The sequence below is a fragment of the Microbacterium trichothecenolyticum genome (assembly GCF_041938625.1).
Classification (GTDB): domain Bacteria; phylum Actinomycetota; class Actinomycetes; order Actinomycetales; family Microbacteriaceae; genus Microbacterium; species Microbacterium trichothecenolyticum_D.
The window spans coordinates 3,161,725-3,176,536 of sequence record NZ_CP169427.1; the positions used below are offsets into that span (position 1 = coordinate 3,161,725).

General features: G+C 69.2%; 13 protein-coding genes. 7 read left to right on the forward strand and 6 right to left on the reverse strand.

The genetic code is table 11. The features are described from left to right. Positions 1-138: 138 nt before the first annotated feature. The 3 genes from ACEYYH_RS14650 to ACEYYH_RS14660 form a co-directional block, all read right to left on the reverse strand. The gene (locus ACEYYH_RS14650; RefSeq protein ID WP_374975078.1) at positions 139-879 is read right to left on the reverse strand and encodes a M23 family metallopeptidase; all 741 of its coding nucleotides are present in this window, start codon (positions 877-879) and stop codon (positions 139-141) included. A gap of 498 nt (positions 880-1,377) precedes the next feature. Beyond that, a complete protein-coding gene (locus ACEYYH_RS14655; RefSeq protein ID WP_116196185.1) occupies positions 1,378-2,079 on the reverse strand; it encodes a metal-dependent transcriptional regulator in 702 nt (233 codons plus the stop codon). Between the two features lie 315 nt (positions 2,080-2,394). Next, positions 2,395-3,168 (reverse strand): endonuclease domain-containing protein, encoded by a 774-nt coding sequence (locus tag ACEYYH_RS14660; protein ID WP_374975079.1) that lies wholly within the window; start codon positions 3,166-3,168, stop codon positions 2,395-2,397. A gap of 326 nt (positions 3,169-3,494) precedes the next feature. Here ACEYYH_RS14660 and serC point away from each other — a divergent pair, with 326 nt between their 5' ends. Beyond that, the gene (serC, locus tag ACEYYH_RS14665; protein WP_374975080.1) at positions 3,495-4,610 is read left to right on the forward strand and encodes a phosphoserine transaminase; all 1,116 of its coding nucleotides are present in this window, start codon (positions 3,495-3,497) and stop codon (positions 4,608-4,610) included. On the opposite strand, the gene ACEYYH_RS14670 is transcribed toward serC, so the two are convergent. Continuing rightward, the gene (locus ACEYYH_RS14670; protein ID WP_374975081.1) at positions 4,586-5,260 is read right to left on the reverse strand and encodes a TetR/AcrR family transcriptional regulator; all 675 of its coding nucleotides are present in this window, start codon (positions 5,258-5,260) and stop codon (positions 4,586-4,588) included. The two genes, serC and ACEYYH_RS14670, sit on opposite strands and share 25 nt — an antisense overlap. 202 nt (positions 5,261-5,462) lie before the next feature. Between ACEYYH_RS14670 and ACEYYH_RS14675 the strand changes: the two genes are divergently transcribed. The 6 genes from ACEYYH_RS14675 (at position 5,463) to ACEYYH_RS14700 (ending at position 13,300) form a co-directional block, all read left to right on the forward strand. Continuing rightward, positions 5,463-7,109, forward strand: a complete 1,647-nt coding sequence (locus tag ACEYYH_RS14675; protein ID WP_374975082.1) for an ABC transporter substrate-binding protein — start codon at positions 5,463-5,465, stop codon at positions 7,107-7,109. A gap of 75 nt (positions 7,110-7,184) precedes the next feature. Then, positions 7,185-8,009 (forward strand): ABC transporter ATP-binding protein, encoded by an 825-nt coding sequence (locus ACEYYH_RS14680; RefSeq protein WP_374975083.1) that lies wholly within the window; start codon positions 7,185-7,187, stop codon positions 8,007-8,009. Continuing rightward, positions 8,006-8,815: an ABC transporter ATP-binding protein gene (locus tag ACEYYH_RS14685; protein ID WP_374975084.1), complete on the forward strand. Its 810-nt coding sequence runs from the start codon at positions 8,006-8,008 to the stop codon at positions 8,813-8,815. Before ACEYYH_RS14680 ends, ACEYYH_RS14685 begins: the two co-directional genes overlap by 4 nt. After that, positions 8,812-9,891 carry an ABC transporter permease gene (locus tag ACEYYH_RS14690; protein ID WP_116196179.1) on the forward strand — a complete coding sequence of 360 codons (1,080 nt, stop codon included), beginning with the start codon at positions 8,812-8,814 and terminating at the stop codon, positions 9,889-9,891. The genes ACEYYH_RS14685 and ACEYYH_RS14690 overlap by 4 nt, the downstream gene beginning before the upstream one ends. A gap of 2 nt (positions 9,892-9,893) precedes the next feature. Continuing rightward, the gene (locus tag ACEYYH_RS14695; protein WP_374975085.1) at positions 9,894-10,946 is read left to right on the forward strand and encodes an ABC transporter permease; all 1,053 of its coding nucleotides are present in this window, start codon (positions 9,894-9,896) and stop codon (positions 10,944-10,946) included. Then, complete coding sequence (locus ACEYYH_RS14700; RefSeq protein WP_374975086.1) at positions 10,943-13,300, forward strand: glycoside hydrolase family 3 N-terminal domain-containing protein; 2,358 nt, start codon at positions 10,943-10,945, stop codon at positions 13,298-13,300. Before ACEYYH_RS14695 ends, ACEYYH_RS14700 begins: the two co-directional genes overlap by 4 nt. Before the next feature lie 70 nt (positions 13,301-13,370). On the opposite strand, the gene ACEYYH_RS14705 is transcribed toward ACEYYH_RS14700, so the two are convergent. Beyond that, the gene (locus ACEYYH_RS14705) at positions 13,371-14,333 is read right to left on the reverse strand and encodes a DUF3027 domain-containing protein (RefSeq protein ID WP_374975087.1); all 963 of its coding nucleotides are present in this window, start codon (positions 14,331-14,333) and stop codon (positions 13,371-13,373) included. Continuing rightward, on the reverse strand, positions 14,317-14,700 hold the full coding sequence (locus tag ACEYYH_RS14710; protein WP_056369550.1) for a cold-shock protein: 384 nt from the start codon (positions 14,698-14,700) through the stop codon (positions 14,317-14,319). Before ACEYYH_RS14710 ends, ACEYYH_RS14705 begins: the two co-directional genes overlap by 17 nt. Positions 14,701-14,812 lie beyond the last annotated feature (112 nt).

A 14,812-nucleotide genomic window follows, 5' to 3' on the forward strand; every position in this document is an offset into this window, starting at 1 on the left:
GTCCCAGGGTAACCCACTGCGACACGCCCGAGGCGCGCGACGATTGAACGATCGGTGGCGTGTCGGGTAACGAAAAAGCGAACGGATGCCTCGACCCGAGGCATCCGTTCGCTTCTGCGATTGCAGAGGATGGGCGTATCAGCCCGCGTTGGCCTGCAGCCATGCCCACGGGTCGACGACCGAGCCGTTGATGTGGACTTCGAAGTGCAGGTGGCACGCAGTCGAGCTGCCGGTGCTGCCGACGAGGCCGATGAGCTGGCCCGCCGAGACCGACTGGCCGACCGACACCTGGCGGCTGCCGTACGTCATGTGACCGTAGAGCGTGTTGACCTGCTGACCGCCGATCACGTGGTCGATCGAGATGCCGACGCCGTAGCCGCCGTAGCTCTCCTGCGAGACCTTGACCACGCCCGCCGCCGCCGCGTAGATGGGCGTGCCGCACGACGACAGGAGGTCGACACCCTGGTGGTAGCCCGAGTCCCAGAGGCCGCGGCCCTTGGTGAAGTTGAGGATCGGCCAGCGCACCTCGCCGGTTCCGGGCGACGTGAGCTGGATGTTCGTGGGGACCGTGGAGCGCGACTTCGCAGCCGATGCGGCAGCCGCCGCGATCTGGCGCGCACGCTCGGCGGCGGCCTCTTCGGCCTTCTTCTTCTCGATCTCTTCCGCGGTGGTGGCCGCGTAGCTCTCGCGCGACAGCTCGCTGGCGTTCGCGTCGGATGCTGCGACGAACGTCTGCGCGTCGTCGACGGCCATCTGCTGGATCGTCTTGGAATCCTCCGCCACGGCGGTGGCACCGGCGGCGAACGCCGGGATCGCGACAGTGGCGACCAGACCGCCCACCATCGCCAGCACCACGAGACTGCGCAGCGGCTTCACCACGCGGTCTCTTGTCGACGAACTCGGCGATGCGGCGGGACGGGTCTCCGCCCTGGCCGTGGTCGGCTTCGCGGGCGCGGCGGCGCGAGAGCGTCGCACGGGGGTCTTCCGATTGCGCGCACGACGGTTCTGGTCCGCCGTGGCGTGCTCGGGCACGTTCGCGTGCGACTCGGTCTCTTCAGCCAAACTGGTCCTCCGGCGCCTCTGCGCCGGGGCGCCTGGCTCGTCAGCACTCGATGTCGGGGCACGATGTGCGGGCTTCACCACATGTGGACGACGAGCCGTTGAGGCAATCCACGCGGGGTCCTGTCGGCGGGCTTCTGGCCTGGTGGACGGTTCGAGGCTACCCGAAGGTCACGTTTATGTCACGTTCCGCGCCTGGCAATCTCCGCACAGTGCCTCGGCGGAGTTCGCGGAATGCGGCGGACCGGGCGTCGCCGAACGGCTTTCGACGCCCGGGAACAGCGTCGGGTCCGTCCCATTCAGCGGAACGCGCCGACCTCAGCGGACGTCGTCGACGAGGAAGATGTGCGACGCGATCTCGACCGGGAGCTCCAGTCCCTCGTCGCTGCCCTGCATCTGCACGAGCACGTAGCCCTCGTTGTAGCGGTAGTCGCCGACGGCCCCCGGGACGACGCCCGCACCCTTCAGCTGCTGCAGCAGTTCGGGGTCGACCTGCGCGGGCTCGGCGAGGCGGCGCACGGTGCCGGTGATCGGCTCGCCCGCGTCGTTGAGCCGGCGCACCAGGCCCACGACGCCCTGCTCGAAGCCCTTGGTCGGCAGGTCGCCGAGCTGGTCGAGACCGGGGATCGGGTTGCCGTAGGGCGACTCGGTGGGGTGGCCGAGGAGCTCGACGAGGCGGCGCTCGACCTGCTCGCTCATCACGTGCTCCCAGCGGCACGCCTCTTCGTGGACGTAGGCCCAGTCCAGGCCGATGACGTCGGACAGCAGGCGCTCGGCGAGCCGGTGCTTGCGCATGACGTCGACGGCCTTCTGCCGGCCGGCGTCGGTGAGCTCGAGGGTGCGGTCCTCGGAGACGACGACGAGACCGTCGCGCTCCATGCGGCCGATCGTCTGCGACACCGTCGGGCCCGAGTGACCCAGACGCTCCGAGATGCGCGCCCGCAGCGGCACGATGTTCTCCTCCTCGAGCTCGAGGATCGTGCGCAGGTACATCTCAGTGGTGTCGATCAGATCGGTCATCGCGGTGTCCTCAGGTGTCTCAAGGGGCTGAGGACAGCCTATCCTCTGCTCCCGACGCCGAGGCCGGGCCACTCGTGGGTCGCAGACGCGGCATCGCGCCGATTCGGGATGGCCGCCGCACCTGCGGTGCGCAGGCCCGCAGCACGTGCGTCACGCGGGGCCGCAGCATCCGTCCGCTCCCGTTCCCACTCCGCACAGCTCAACAGGTCAACCGGGGTTCTGCATGATCCGCCGGCGCGCCCTCGTCCTGTGGAAGCCCGGTGACCTGTCGAACAGGGGGACGGATGCCGCCACACCCGGCATCCTCGCGCAGACTCAGGATTCCCGGTCCAGGCCCTGCGCCACTGCGCGCATCACCAGGTCCTGCACTTCGTGCCAGCGCTCGATCACCTGGACGTAGGTCACTCGGATGACGTGGTAGCCGAGAAGCATCAGCGCCGCGTCGTGGGCGACGTCCTCGGCGCGCTGCGCGCCGACGTGGTGCCCTCCGTCGATCTGCACGACCAGACGGTCGCCGATGAGGAAGTCGGCTCGATGCCCCCGAATCCAGATCTGATACCTGATCGGAAGCGAAAGCCACCGCAGACGCGTGCGGAAGATCGACTCGAGCCCGGAGTCCGCGAAAGGAGTCGTCTCCTCCAGCAGCCGGCGCACGGACTCGACCAAAGGCAGGCGTGCGAGCTCCCCCTTCTCGACGAGTCGAAGGTTGAGGGCGGACTCCCACACGGCGAGCGCGCTCTCATGCGGTTGGCATCGCGCGACGATGAGGAGCGTGTTCAGGATGCTGTCCTCCAGCGTTCCCGGAACTCGCGGCTCGACCGGCCGACCCCAGTGCACGGTCGCCTTCTGGTTCTTCAGCTTCAGCCGCGATGCGCTGGGCGGCGCACCGACGTGCGGACCGTCCTCGGCGAGGACCCACAGCCCCAAGCGCTTCGCCCGCGTGATGCACGTGAGCACGACGCCCGCACGTGCGGCTGCCATGAGGTGGGGATCGGCGTCCGGAATGGCCACCCACCCCCGCCGTGGCCTGGTGACGAGGCCCGAGGCCATCGCGCACTCGATCGTGTAGCCGCTGATCCCAGACGTCATGAGCGCCGACCTGAGCGCGACGCCCCCATGTGCCTGCAACTCTGTCATGAGATCCGTCATCCCCGAATGATCGCGGCTCCGCCACGTGAGGCACCGCGGTACTCGGCACGATCACGAGAACTCGCGTGCGCAGCATCCGTCCGTCCCCCTGTGGAGGAGGCTCGACAGGTCAACCGGGGTTCTGCAGGTGCGGGTGGCGGATTACATCCTGTGCAAGCCCGGTTGACCTGTCGAAGAGGTGGATGCTGCGGAGGAACACACTGGCGCGGGTGTCACGACGTGTCACGCGGGCGGGGCGGCGGTGCGCGCGTCTCTAGAATCGACGCATGGCACACGTCCTCCTGCCCCGTGAGATCCTGCCCGCCGACGGACGCTTCGGCTGCGGCCCGTCGAAGATCGCGCCCGCGCATATCGAAGCGCTCGCGGGCCCCGGATCGGCGCTGCTCGGGACCTCGCACCGCCAGGCGCCGGTCAAGGACCTCGTCGGCCAGGTGCGCGCCGAGCTCGGCCAGCTGTTCCGCCTGCCGCACGGATACGAGGTCATCCTCGGCAACGGCGGGTCGACCGCATTCTGGGATGCCGCCGCCTTCGGCCTGATCGAGAAGCGCAGCCAGAACCTCGTGTTCGGCGAGTTCGGCGGCAAGTTCGCCGCCGCGGCGAAGACCCCGTGGCTCGAGGCCCCCGACGTCCGCAAGGCCGAGCCGGGCACCCGCACCGTCGCCGAGGCCGTCGAGGGTGTCGACGTGTACGCATGGACGCACAACGAGACCTCGACCGGTGTCGCGACGCCGATCACGCGTGTGCACGGCGACGACGGCGCCCTGACCGTCATCGACGCGACCAGCGCCGCAGGTGGCATCGACTTCTCGGTGCACGAGGCCGATGTGTACTACTTCGCACCGCAGAAGAACCTCGGCTCGGACGGCGGACTGTGGTTCGCCCTCGTGTCGCCGGCCGCGATCGAGCGCATCGAGCGCGTCGCGGCGTCGGGTCGCTACATCCCCGAGTTCCTGAGCCTGAAGAATGCGCTCGACAACTCGCGACTCAACCAGACCCTCAACACGCCGGCGCTGGCGACGCTGTTCCTCCTCGACAAGCAGCTCGACTGGATCCTCTCGTCGGGCGGCCTGCAGTGGGCCGACGGCCGCACGCGCGAGTCGTCGCAGGCGCTGTACGACTGGGCCGAGGCATCCACCTTCGCGACCCCGTTCGTGGCCGACGCGGCGGACCGCTCCCCCGTCGTCGTCACGATCGACTTCGACGAGTCGGTGGATGCTGCGGCCGTGGCGAAGAGCCTCCGCGCCAACGGCATCGTCGACACCGAGCCGTATCGCAAGCTCGGCCGCAACCAGCTGCGCATCGCGACGTTCGTGTCGATCGACCCGGAGGACGTGCGTCAGCTCATCCGCTGCATCGACTACACAGTCGAAGGACTGGGCTGAGCCTCTTCGTCGGCCCCGTCCGCGAGCGGTGACGGGGTCGGCGACAGCACGGCCGACACGAGCGCCTCGATGGCGAACTCCGACGCGCGTGCGAGGTCGACGGCGGTGGGGTCGAGCAGCCACTGCACCTGCAGCCCGTCCATCACAGCGAGGATGCTCGTCGACGCGTTCGCGATCGTCTCGGGCGCCGTGATGCCGCGCTCGGCGCACACCACCTCGAAGGCGTGGGCGACCTCCGATCGCAGCGTCCTGTACCGCTTCTCGAAGAAGTCGCGACCTGGGTGGTCGTCGGTGACCGACTCGGCCGAGAGCACCACGTACGCCTGCACGATGCCCGCGCGGTGCGCGTTGACGAACGCCGTGCGGACGAGGTGGCGGAACAGCGGCATGCCGTCGGGGATGTGCTGCTCCTCCAGATCTGCGACGTCGGTCTCGTCCCGGTGCTGGAGGACTTCGATCAGCAGCTGGTCCTTCGAGCCGAAGTGATGCAGGATCCCGGCGTGTGTCATGCCGACCTGGTCGGCGATCTCCTGGAGCGTGCCCCCGGCGAACCCCTTGCTGCCGAAGATCTCGACCGCGGCGTCGAGGATGTCGCGCCTGCGGGCGAGGGTCTCGGGCCGCGAACGCGGCTGGCGACGCTGTGCGGTCATCGTTGCACGCCCCCTTCTTCTTCGGCGTCTCGGATGCGTCATCGCCGGCGCGTGCGAGTCTACGCACAGCCTGCCCGTGCGCTCCGGGACACCATACTTGCAGAAGTTACTTACTTGATTGTAAGTTGATGCGGCAATCACCCTGACGCCGTCGTCATCCCCCCGGGAGACACGATGTCGTGCTCACACACAAGGAGAAGCAATGAGGCTCAGAACATCCCTCGCCGCCGTCGGCGTCGCCGCGGCGCTGGTGCTCACCGGCTGCGCCGGCAGCGGCGGCGAAGACTCCGGCGGAGCGGCGCTCACCATCGCCAAGCCCGACGGCGCGATCACCACCGAGTCGAACAACCCCTACCTCGGCGACTCGTCGGCCTCGAAGTACGGCTACGGCAAGGTCATCTTCGAGTCCCTCGCCCTGGTCAACCCGACCGGTGACCTGGGCACCACCCCCTGGCTCGCCGAGTCCGTGGAGTGGAACGACGACTACACGCAGCTCACCGCCGTCGCGCGCAGCGGCGTCACCTGGAGCGATGGCGAGGACTTCACGGCCGACGACATCGCCTTCTCGTACAACCAGGTCCTCGACGGCAAGCTCAACGACACCAACGCGCTCGATCTCAAGAGCGTCGCCGTCGACGGCGACACCGTCACCATCGACTTCAACAGCTCGAAGTACACCCAGCAGGCACGCGTGCTCCACTTCCAGATCGTGCCTGAGCACATCTGGAAGGACATCGAGGACCCGAACACCGACCCGGTCACCGGCGAAGGCCAGGTCGTCGGCACCGGTCCGTACACGCTCGACTCGTGGACGACCGAGTCGGTCACCCTCGCCGCGAACCCCGACTACTGGGGCGGCGAGCTGGCGGTGCCCGAGCTGCACTACGTCTCGTACGGCGACAACGCGGCCCTGACGACCGCCCTCGCGACCGGCGAGGCCGACTGGGCGCAGGCGTTCATCCCGCAGATCGAGGACAGCTACCTGTCGGCCGACCCCGACAACAAGTTCCTGGCGTCGCCCACGGCGGGTGCCGGCACGCTGTTCATGAACCTGCAGACCAAGCCCTTCGACGACCCGGCCCTGCGTCAGGCGCTCGCCTGGACGATCGACCGTCAGGCCTACGTCGACATCGCGCGTGAAGGTGCGAGCGAGGCGATCTGGAGCGTGACCGGTCTCGGGTCGCTCCTCGAGGACGAGATCATCCCCGAGTACGCCGGCCAGAACTACGAGGTCGACATCGACAAGGCGCGTCAGATCCTGACGGACGCCGGCTACACCTGGGAGGGCGAGAACCTCGTCGACCCCGACGGCGAGGCCGTCACGTTCTCGATCTCGGTCCCCGCGGGCTGGAGCGACTGGAACACCGAGCAGGCGCTCATCGCCGAGGAGCTCAAGGAGGGCCTCGGCATCGAGGTCAAGGTCGACCAGCCGGACTGGGGCGGCTGGGATGCCGCACGCCAGGAGGGCACGTTCCAGGCGATCATCCACTGGCTCGAGGACACCGGCAACGCGTACGGCCTGTACACGTCGGCGATGGACCCGAAGTGGATCGTCGACGGCAAGGCGGCCTTCAACTTCGGACGCTTCGACGACCCCGCCGTCACCGAGGCGCTGAACACCTACGCGAACGCATCGTCGGACGCCGACCGTGACGCCGCCATCGCGGTGATCGAGAAGGCGTTCGTCGAGAACGTCCCCGTCATTCCGCTGGGCGCGCACCCGCTCCTGGGCGAGTTCAACACGCGCAACTACGTCGGATGGCCGTCGGAGGACGACCAGTACGCTTCGGCGGACCCGACGCAGCCGGCGATCGTGCAGATCCTGACCAAGCTGCAGCCCGCCGAATGACACACCGCGGCGGGGCGGATGCGCACGCATCCGCCCCGCCCGCACGTCACCCCTCACGAAAGCGAACCAGCACCGATGAGAGATTCGCTGCTCTCCGTCCACGACTTCTCGATCGTCTACGACGTCGATCCCCCCGTGAAGGCGGTCACGAACGTCACCCTCGAACTCCAGCGCGGTGAGATCCTCGGGCTCGCCGGCGAGAGCGGGTGCGGCAAGACCACCCTCGCCTACGGCGTCCAGCGCCTCCTCAAGCCCCCGGCCGTGATCACGAGCGGCTCGGTCGTCTTCCACGACGCGAACGGCGAGGACGTCGACATCAACGCCCTCGAGGCCGAGGAGATGCGGCGGTTCCGCTGGGACAAGATCTCGATGGTCTTCCAGGGAGCGATGAACTCGCTGAACCCGGTCGCCACGATCGGATCCCAGCTGGAGGACGTCTTCGAGGTCCACCGCCCCGACATGTCCCGCCGCCAGCGTCGCGCAGCCGTCGTCGAACTCCTCGAGATCGTCAAGGTCGGCTCGCAGCGCTACCGCTCATACCCGCACGAGCTATCGGGCGGCATGCGCCAGCGCGTCATGATCGCCATGGCGCTCGCCCTGCGACCGCAGCTCATGGTGATGGACGAGCCGACGACCGCTCTCGACGTGCTCGTGCAGCGCGAGATCCTCCGCCAGATCTCCCACCTGCGCCACGAGTTCGGCTTCTCGGTCATCTTCATCACCCACGACCTGCCGCTGCTCCTGGAGATCAGCGACCGGATCGCGATCATGCGCGAGGGGGAGATCGTCGAGCTCGGCACCGCCGAGCAGGTCTGGACCGCTCCGCAGGACGAGTACACGCGGACGCTCCTGGCCTCGTTCCCCAGACTCACCGGATCCAGAGGGGTGGTCCACCGATGACCGTCCTCGAATTCGACGCCGTCACCAAGGTGTACTCCGTGCGCGGCGCCGGCCAGATGAAGGCGCTCGACGACGTGAGCTTCACGCTCCGCTCGGGCCAGACGATCGGCCTCGTCGGCCAGTCCGGCAGCGGCAAGTCGACCATCGCCAAGATCCTGACGCAGCTCGAGTCGCCGACGAGCGGCGAGGTCCGCCTCGACGGTCAGCCGATCCCCCGTCGCGGCAAGGGACTGCGCGCCTACCGCCAGCAGCTGCGCATGGTCTTCCAGGACCCGTTCGCGTCGCTGAACCCGTACCACACCATCCGCTACGCCATCCAGCGGCCGCTCGAGCTCGACAAGGTCGTGCCGAAGGACCAGCTGGACGAGGAGGTGCGCCGTCTGCTCGGCCGCGTCCGCCTCGACGCCGACGCCGTCATCGACCGCCGGCCGCACGAGCTATCGGGCGGCCAGCGCCAGCGCGTCGCGATCGCCCGAGCCCTGGCATCCCGGCCGAAGCTGCTCGTGGCCGACGAGCCCGTCTCGATGCTCGATGTCTCGATCCGCCTGGGGGTGCTCAACCTGCTCGCAGACCTGCAGCGTGAACACGGCCTGGGCGTGCTGTACATCACGCACGACCTGGCCACCGCCCGCCACTTCAGCGACGAGATCCTCGTGCTCAACCAGGGGCGCGTCGTCGAGCGCGGTCCGGCGGACGACGTCATCCTGCGCCCCCAGAACCCGTACACCCAAGAGCTGCGAGCGGCGTCCCCCGATCCCGACTCCTATTTCGCGCACGCAGCCGGCATCCTCGGAGGTGAGAAGTGAGCGCCGTCGCCCCCCAGGTGCCGACCCCGGACTTCGATGCGATCGAGGCGGGCACGACCGCGACCGGCGCCGTCAAGGGCCGCGCGCGCATCCCGTGGCGCTTCCTCGGCAACCGCGCGCTGTTCTACCTGTTCACGCTGTGGGCGGCCATCACGATCAACTTCTTCCTGCCGCGCCTGATGAAGGGCGACGCGGTCGACGCGTACCTCGCGCGCAACCGGAACGTCAGCCCCGAGGCGGCCGACGCGCTGCGCGCCCTGCTCGGTCTCGACACCGACGCCTCGCTCTGGGAGCAGTACGTCGACTACTGGGCGCACCTCCTGCGCGGCGACCTCGGCATCTCGCTGCTGCACGGCATGCGGCCGGTGACCGAGGTGGTCGGCCAGTCGCTGATCTGGACCGTCGCCCTCGTGGGCTTCGCGACCCTCATCGCATTCGCCGTCGGCACGATCGGGGGCGCGATCGTCGGCTGGCGCCGCGGCAGCCGGCTCGACGTCCTCATCCCGATCACCACGTTCTTCAGCACGATCCCCTACTTCTGGCTGGGCCTCCTGGCGATCTCGGTGTTCTCCGTCGCGCTCGGGTGGTTCCCGATCGGCAAGGCCTACGGCGTGGGGGTCTCGCCGGAGTGGTCGTGGGAGTTCATCGGCGACGTGATCCACCACGGCTTCCTTCCCGCCGCGACGATCGTGATCGCCTCCCTCGGCGGCTGGATGCTGGGCATGCGCAACATGATGCTCACGGTGCTCGACGAGGACTACGTCACCGTCGCGCAGGCCAAGGGCATGCCGAACGACCGCGTGCTCTGGCGCTATGCCGCGCGCAACGCCGTGCTCCCCCAGATCCAGAGCTTCGCACTGGCGCTCGGCTTCATCGTCGGCGGCACGATCGTGATGGAGGTGGTGTTCAGCTACCCCGGCGTCGGCAAGCTCCTGCTCGACGCCACCAACGCGAAGGACTACGCCCTCATGCAGGGGGTGTTCCTCGTGATCACGATCTCGGTGCTCCTGGCGAACCTCCTCGCGGACGTCGCCTACGCGTTCCTCGACCCGCGCACGCGCCAGACGGAGGCCTGAGCATGAACACGATCGCAAACGACACGACGGCGCAGCGTCCGGCGAGCACGCCGGCGACCGCCACCGTCCTCACACCCGCCGCCCCCGCCAAGGCGCCCAAGAAGCCGAGCTTCTGGTCGAAGCTGGGCGCCGCGTTCGCGATGTTCCGCAACAAGAAGTCGATCACCGGCCTGTCGATCCTCGGGTTCTTCGTGCTCGTCGCGATCTTCGCCGATGTGCTCGCACCGTACTCCCCCACGAAGGTCGACAACACCGCGCGCTTCCAGCCGCCATCGGCGGAGCACTGGCTGGGCACGACGCACATCGGCGAGGACGTGCTGAGCCAGGTCATCCACGGCACGCGCGGCGTCATCGTGGTGGGCTTCCTCGCGGCGATCATCGCAACGGTCATCGCGATCATCGTCGGTGTGCTCTCGGGCTACCTGCGCGGGTGGCGCAGCGAGGGCCTGTCGGCTCTCACGAACGTCTTCCTCGTGATCCCCGGCATCCCGCTGATCATCATCGTGGCGTCGATGTTCGAGGACCCGCCCCTCATCCTCGTCGCGGGAGTGCTGGGCCTGATCGGCTGGGCGTGGGGCGCGCGCGTGCTGCGCGCCCAGACGATGTCGCTGCGCAGCCGCGACTTCGTGCAGGCCGCCAAGGCCAACGGCGAACCGCTGCGGCGGATCATCACGGTCGAGATGCTCCCGAACCTCATGGCGCTCATCGCCGCGAGCTTCGTGGGCACCGTGACGGCGGCGATCATCGGCCTCACGACCCTGTCGTACATCGGCATCATCCCGGTGACGACGTACAACTGGGGCACGATCCTCAACTGGGCGAGCGCGCAAGGTGCGTTCCGGCAGGGCCAGTGGTGGTGGTTCCTGCCTCCAGGGCTGTGCATCGCCGCGATCGGCGTGGCCCTGTCGCTCATCAACTTCGGCATCGACGAGTACGTCAACCCGCGCCTGCGGTCCGCCGGCGAGCGCGCCCGCGCCATGAAGAAGAAGGGCATGAACGTGAACGACACCGTCACGGTCGTGCGCACGAACACGAACACCCAGGAGACCCCGTGACCGCCGCCCCTCATCACGACGAAGGGCGCCCGGCCTACCTCGACGTCACGCTTCCGGTCGCCGACCGCATCGCCGACCTGCTCGGCCGCATGACGGTCGAGGAGAAGATCGGCCAGATGCTGCAGCTCGACGCGCGCGACGACCTCGAGGACCAGGTGGTGCGCATGCACGCCGGCTCGATCCTGCACGCGTCGCCCGAGAAGGTGCTGCGCGCTCGCGAGCTGACGCTGGGCACGCGGCTGCAGATCCCGCTGCTCGTCGGCGAGGACTGCATCCACGGCCACTCCTTCTGGGAGGGCGCCACGATCTACCCGACCCAGCTCGGCATGGCCGCGACCTGGGACGCCGGTCTCGCCGAGCGCGTCGCCCGTGCGACCGCCGTCGAGGTCTCGGCGACCGGCATCCACTGGACCTTCTCGCCCGTGCTGTGCATCACGAGAGACCTCCGCTGGGGCCGCGTCGACGAGACGTTCGGCGAGGACCCCTTCCTCATCGGCGAGCTGGCCTCGGCGATGGTGCGCGGCTACCAGGGGGGCGGCCTCGACGACCCCACCGCGATCCTCGCGACGGCCAAGCACTTCGCCGGGTACTCCGAGACGCAGGGCGGGCGCGACGCGAGCGAGGCCGACATCTCGCGCCGCAAGCTTCGCTCGTGGTTCCTGCCGCCGTTCGAGCGGGTGGCGAAGGAAGGATGCCGCACCTTCATGCTCGGCTACCAGACCACGGACGGGGTGCCGATCACGGTCAACGACTGGCTGCTGAACGACGTGCTGCGCGGCGAGTGGGGCTACACCGGCACCCTCATCACCGACTGGGACAACGTCGGACGCATGGTGTGGGAGCAGAAGGTGCAGCCCGACTACGCCCACGCCGCGGCGGCCGCCGTGCTCGCGGGCAACGACATGATCATGACGACGCCCGGGTTCTTCCAGGGCGCCCAGGACGCGCTCGCGCAGGGTCTCATGACCGAAGAGGCGCTCGATCGCGCCGTCACGCGCATCCTGCTCCTCAAGTTCGAGTTCGGCCTCTTCGAGGACCCGCGCCTGCCCGACCGCGAGCGCATCGCCGCGGCCGTCGGCTCCGCAGACCACACAGCGCTCAACCTCGAGGTCGCGCGCCGTTCGCTGGTGCTGCTGCGCAATGACGGCACGCTGCCGCTCGCGGGCGGACTCACCGCGGATGCGTCCGGACGGGCGGTGGCGGCAGCATCCGTGTCCCGTCGCATCGCCGTGGTCGGCCCGCTCGCCGACGACGCGCAGACGCAGCTGGGCGACTGGGCCGGATCGTCCGGCCAGGTCGACTGGATCCCCGACGGCCACCCGCGCGGGATGATCACGACGGTACTGGACGGGCTGCGCGCCCACTCCCCCGCGGACTGGGAGATCACCCACGCGCGCGGCGCCGACATCCTCACCCTCGAAGAGGACCCGGAGGGCGCGTTCTTCCCCGACGGGCAGCCCCGCCCGCAGGTGGTCGTGCCGAGCGCACCCGACGCGGATCTCATCGCCGAGGCGGTGGCCGCCGCCGACGGCGCGGACTATGTCGTCGCCGTGGTGGGCGATCGCATCGAGCTGGTCGGCGAGGGCCGCTCGACCGCGACGCTCGAACTCGTGGGCGGGCAGCTCACGCTGCTCGAGGCGCTGGCGGCGACCGGCACCCCCCTCGTGGTGGTGCTGCTCGCGTCGAAGCCGCACGTGCTCCCGAAGAGCGTGACGGATGCTGCGGCCCTGGTGTGGGCGGCGAACCCCGGCATGCGCGGGGGCCAGGCCGTGGCCGAGCTGCTCCTCGGCCTGATCGAGCCGAGCGGCCGCCTGCCGCTCTCGTTCGCCCGCCACGCCGGCCAGCTGCCGATCTACTACAACCAGATCCGCGGCCAGCACGGCGACCGCTACGCCGACCTCACGCAGACCCCCGCCTTCGCGTTCGGCGAGGGCCTGTCATATACGACGGTCGAGTACTCGGACCTGCGCATCGTCGAATCCGAGGTGGGCCGGGACGACACCGTGCGCGCCCTCGTCGAGCTGCGCAACACGGGCGACCGGCCCGCGCACGAGATCGTCCAGGTGTACGTGCGCGACAGCGTCACCTCGGTCAGCTGGGCCGACAAGGAGCTCAAGGCCTACCGCCACGTCGACCTGCAGCCCGGAGAGGCGGCGACGGTCGAGCTCTCGCTGCCCGTCGCGGAGTGCACGATCGTGGATGCTGCGGGCCGCCGCCTCGTCGAAGCAGGCGAGTTCGAGCTGCTCGTGGGGCCGTCATCCCGCGGCGACGTGCTGCTGAGTGCTCGCTTCCACGTCGCTGACGCGGCGGCACGGCCGGCGGCGCCTGCCGAACACGCGGTCGAGCGCCACTGAGAACGCGAAAGGGTGGATCCCACCGCGCTGCGGGCGGCGGGATCCACCCTTTCGTCATGTCCGGAGGAGGTCAGGCCCCTTCGGGGTCGGAGTCGTCCTCGTCGTCGTCGGAGTCGTCCTCGTCGTCGTCTTCCTCGGAGTCCTCGAAGTCGTCGTCCTCGTCAGAGTCGTCGTCCGAGTCGTCGTCGAAGTCGTCCTGGTCGGAGTCGTCCTCGTCGTCATCCTCGTCGAAGTCGTCCTCGTCGGAGTCATCGTGCTGGTCCGACTCGTCATCGTCCTCGTCAGAGTCCTCGTCGTCGTCCTCGGCCGCGGCATCGGCGAGCTCGTCGATGTCGACGCCGTCGACGTCCCCCGCGTGGAGGATGGGCGAGCCGTCCTCGTCGAAGTCGGACGCATCGAGGTCGTCGACGTCCTCGAGCTCCTCGTGGTCGTCATCCTCGTCTTCGTCGGCGTGCGCGGCCTCCGCCAGGGCGGCCTGCGCGGCGTGGTAGTCGGCGAGGCGCACCGCCCAAGGCACCCAGTCGGGCGCGAGCAGCGCGCCGTCACCAGGAAGGAGCTCGACCTCGAGCACGGTGGGCTCGGCGTCTTCGACGCGCGCGAGGCTGACGGTCCAGAACCAGCCGGGGTAGCCCGCGAGGCGATTCCCGAAGCGCAGCGAGACGACGCCGTCGGCCTCGACGCGGTAGCCCGCGGGGTCGCCGATCGTGGCTTCGGGCGTGATCTCACGGAGCGCGGCGAGCGCCAGGTCATGCGCCGCCAGCAGCTGCGGATCGGGATCGACGGGCACGACGACCTCTGCGACCTCCTCGACGTCGTCGACGTCGGCCGTCTCCGCGCTCCCCGAACCCTCGTCGACGCCCTCGACGGGCGCGCCGTCGGTCGCTTGCTCGGCTTCGACCTCGAACTCGACCTCGACGGGCGGTGCCTCGTCCGAAGCGGTGGCGGCAGCATCCGTCACGGATTCGTCCGAAGGAGCGCCGCCGTCGATGACGACGTCGACGACAGGGTCGGTCGGATCAGGCGTCGAGTTCATCGGCGACCTTGCGCAGGACCGCGGCGACCTTCTTGGCGTGCGCGCCGCTCGGGTAGCGGCCGTGACGGAGGTCTCCGCCGATGCCGTCCAGGAGCTTCACGAGGTCCTCGATGATGATCGCCATGTCGTCGGCGGGCTTGCGGGAGCGCTTGGCGAGGCTCACCGGAGCCTCGAGCACGCGCACCGAGAGGGCCTGCGGACCACGCTTGCCGTCGGCGATGCCGTACTCCAGGCGCGTCCCCGCCTTGGGCGCGGGCGTGCCGGGCGGAAGGGCAGTGGCGTGCAGGAAGACGTCCTGGCCGTCTTCGGAGGAGATGAAACCGAACCCCTTCTCCTCGTCGTAGAACCTGACCTTGCCGGTGGGCATCGAAACCTCGCTGGATCGGCGCCCGCGAGGTGCCGCGGGCGAAACAGAGCATGACAAAAGCGGGGTCTTCCAACCCCGTCTCCCAGCCTAATGGCTCGGTGTCCGCAGGGAC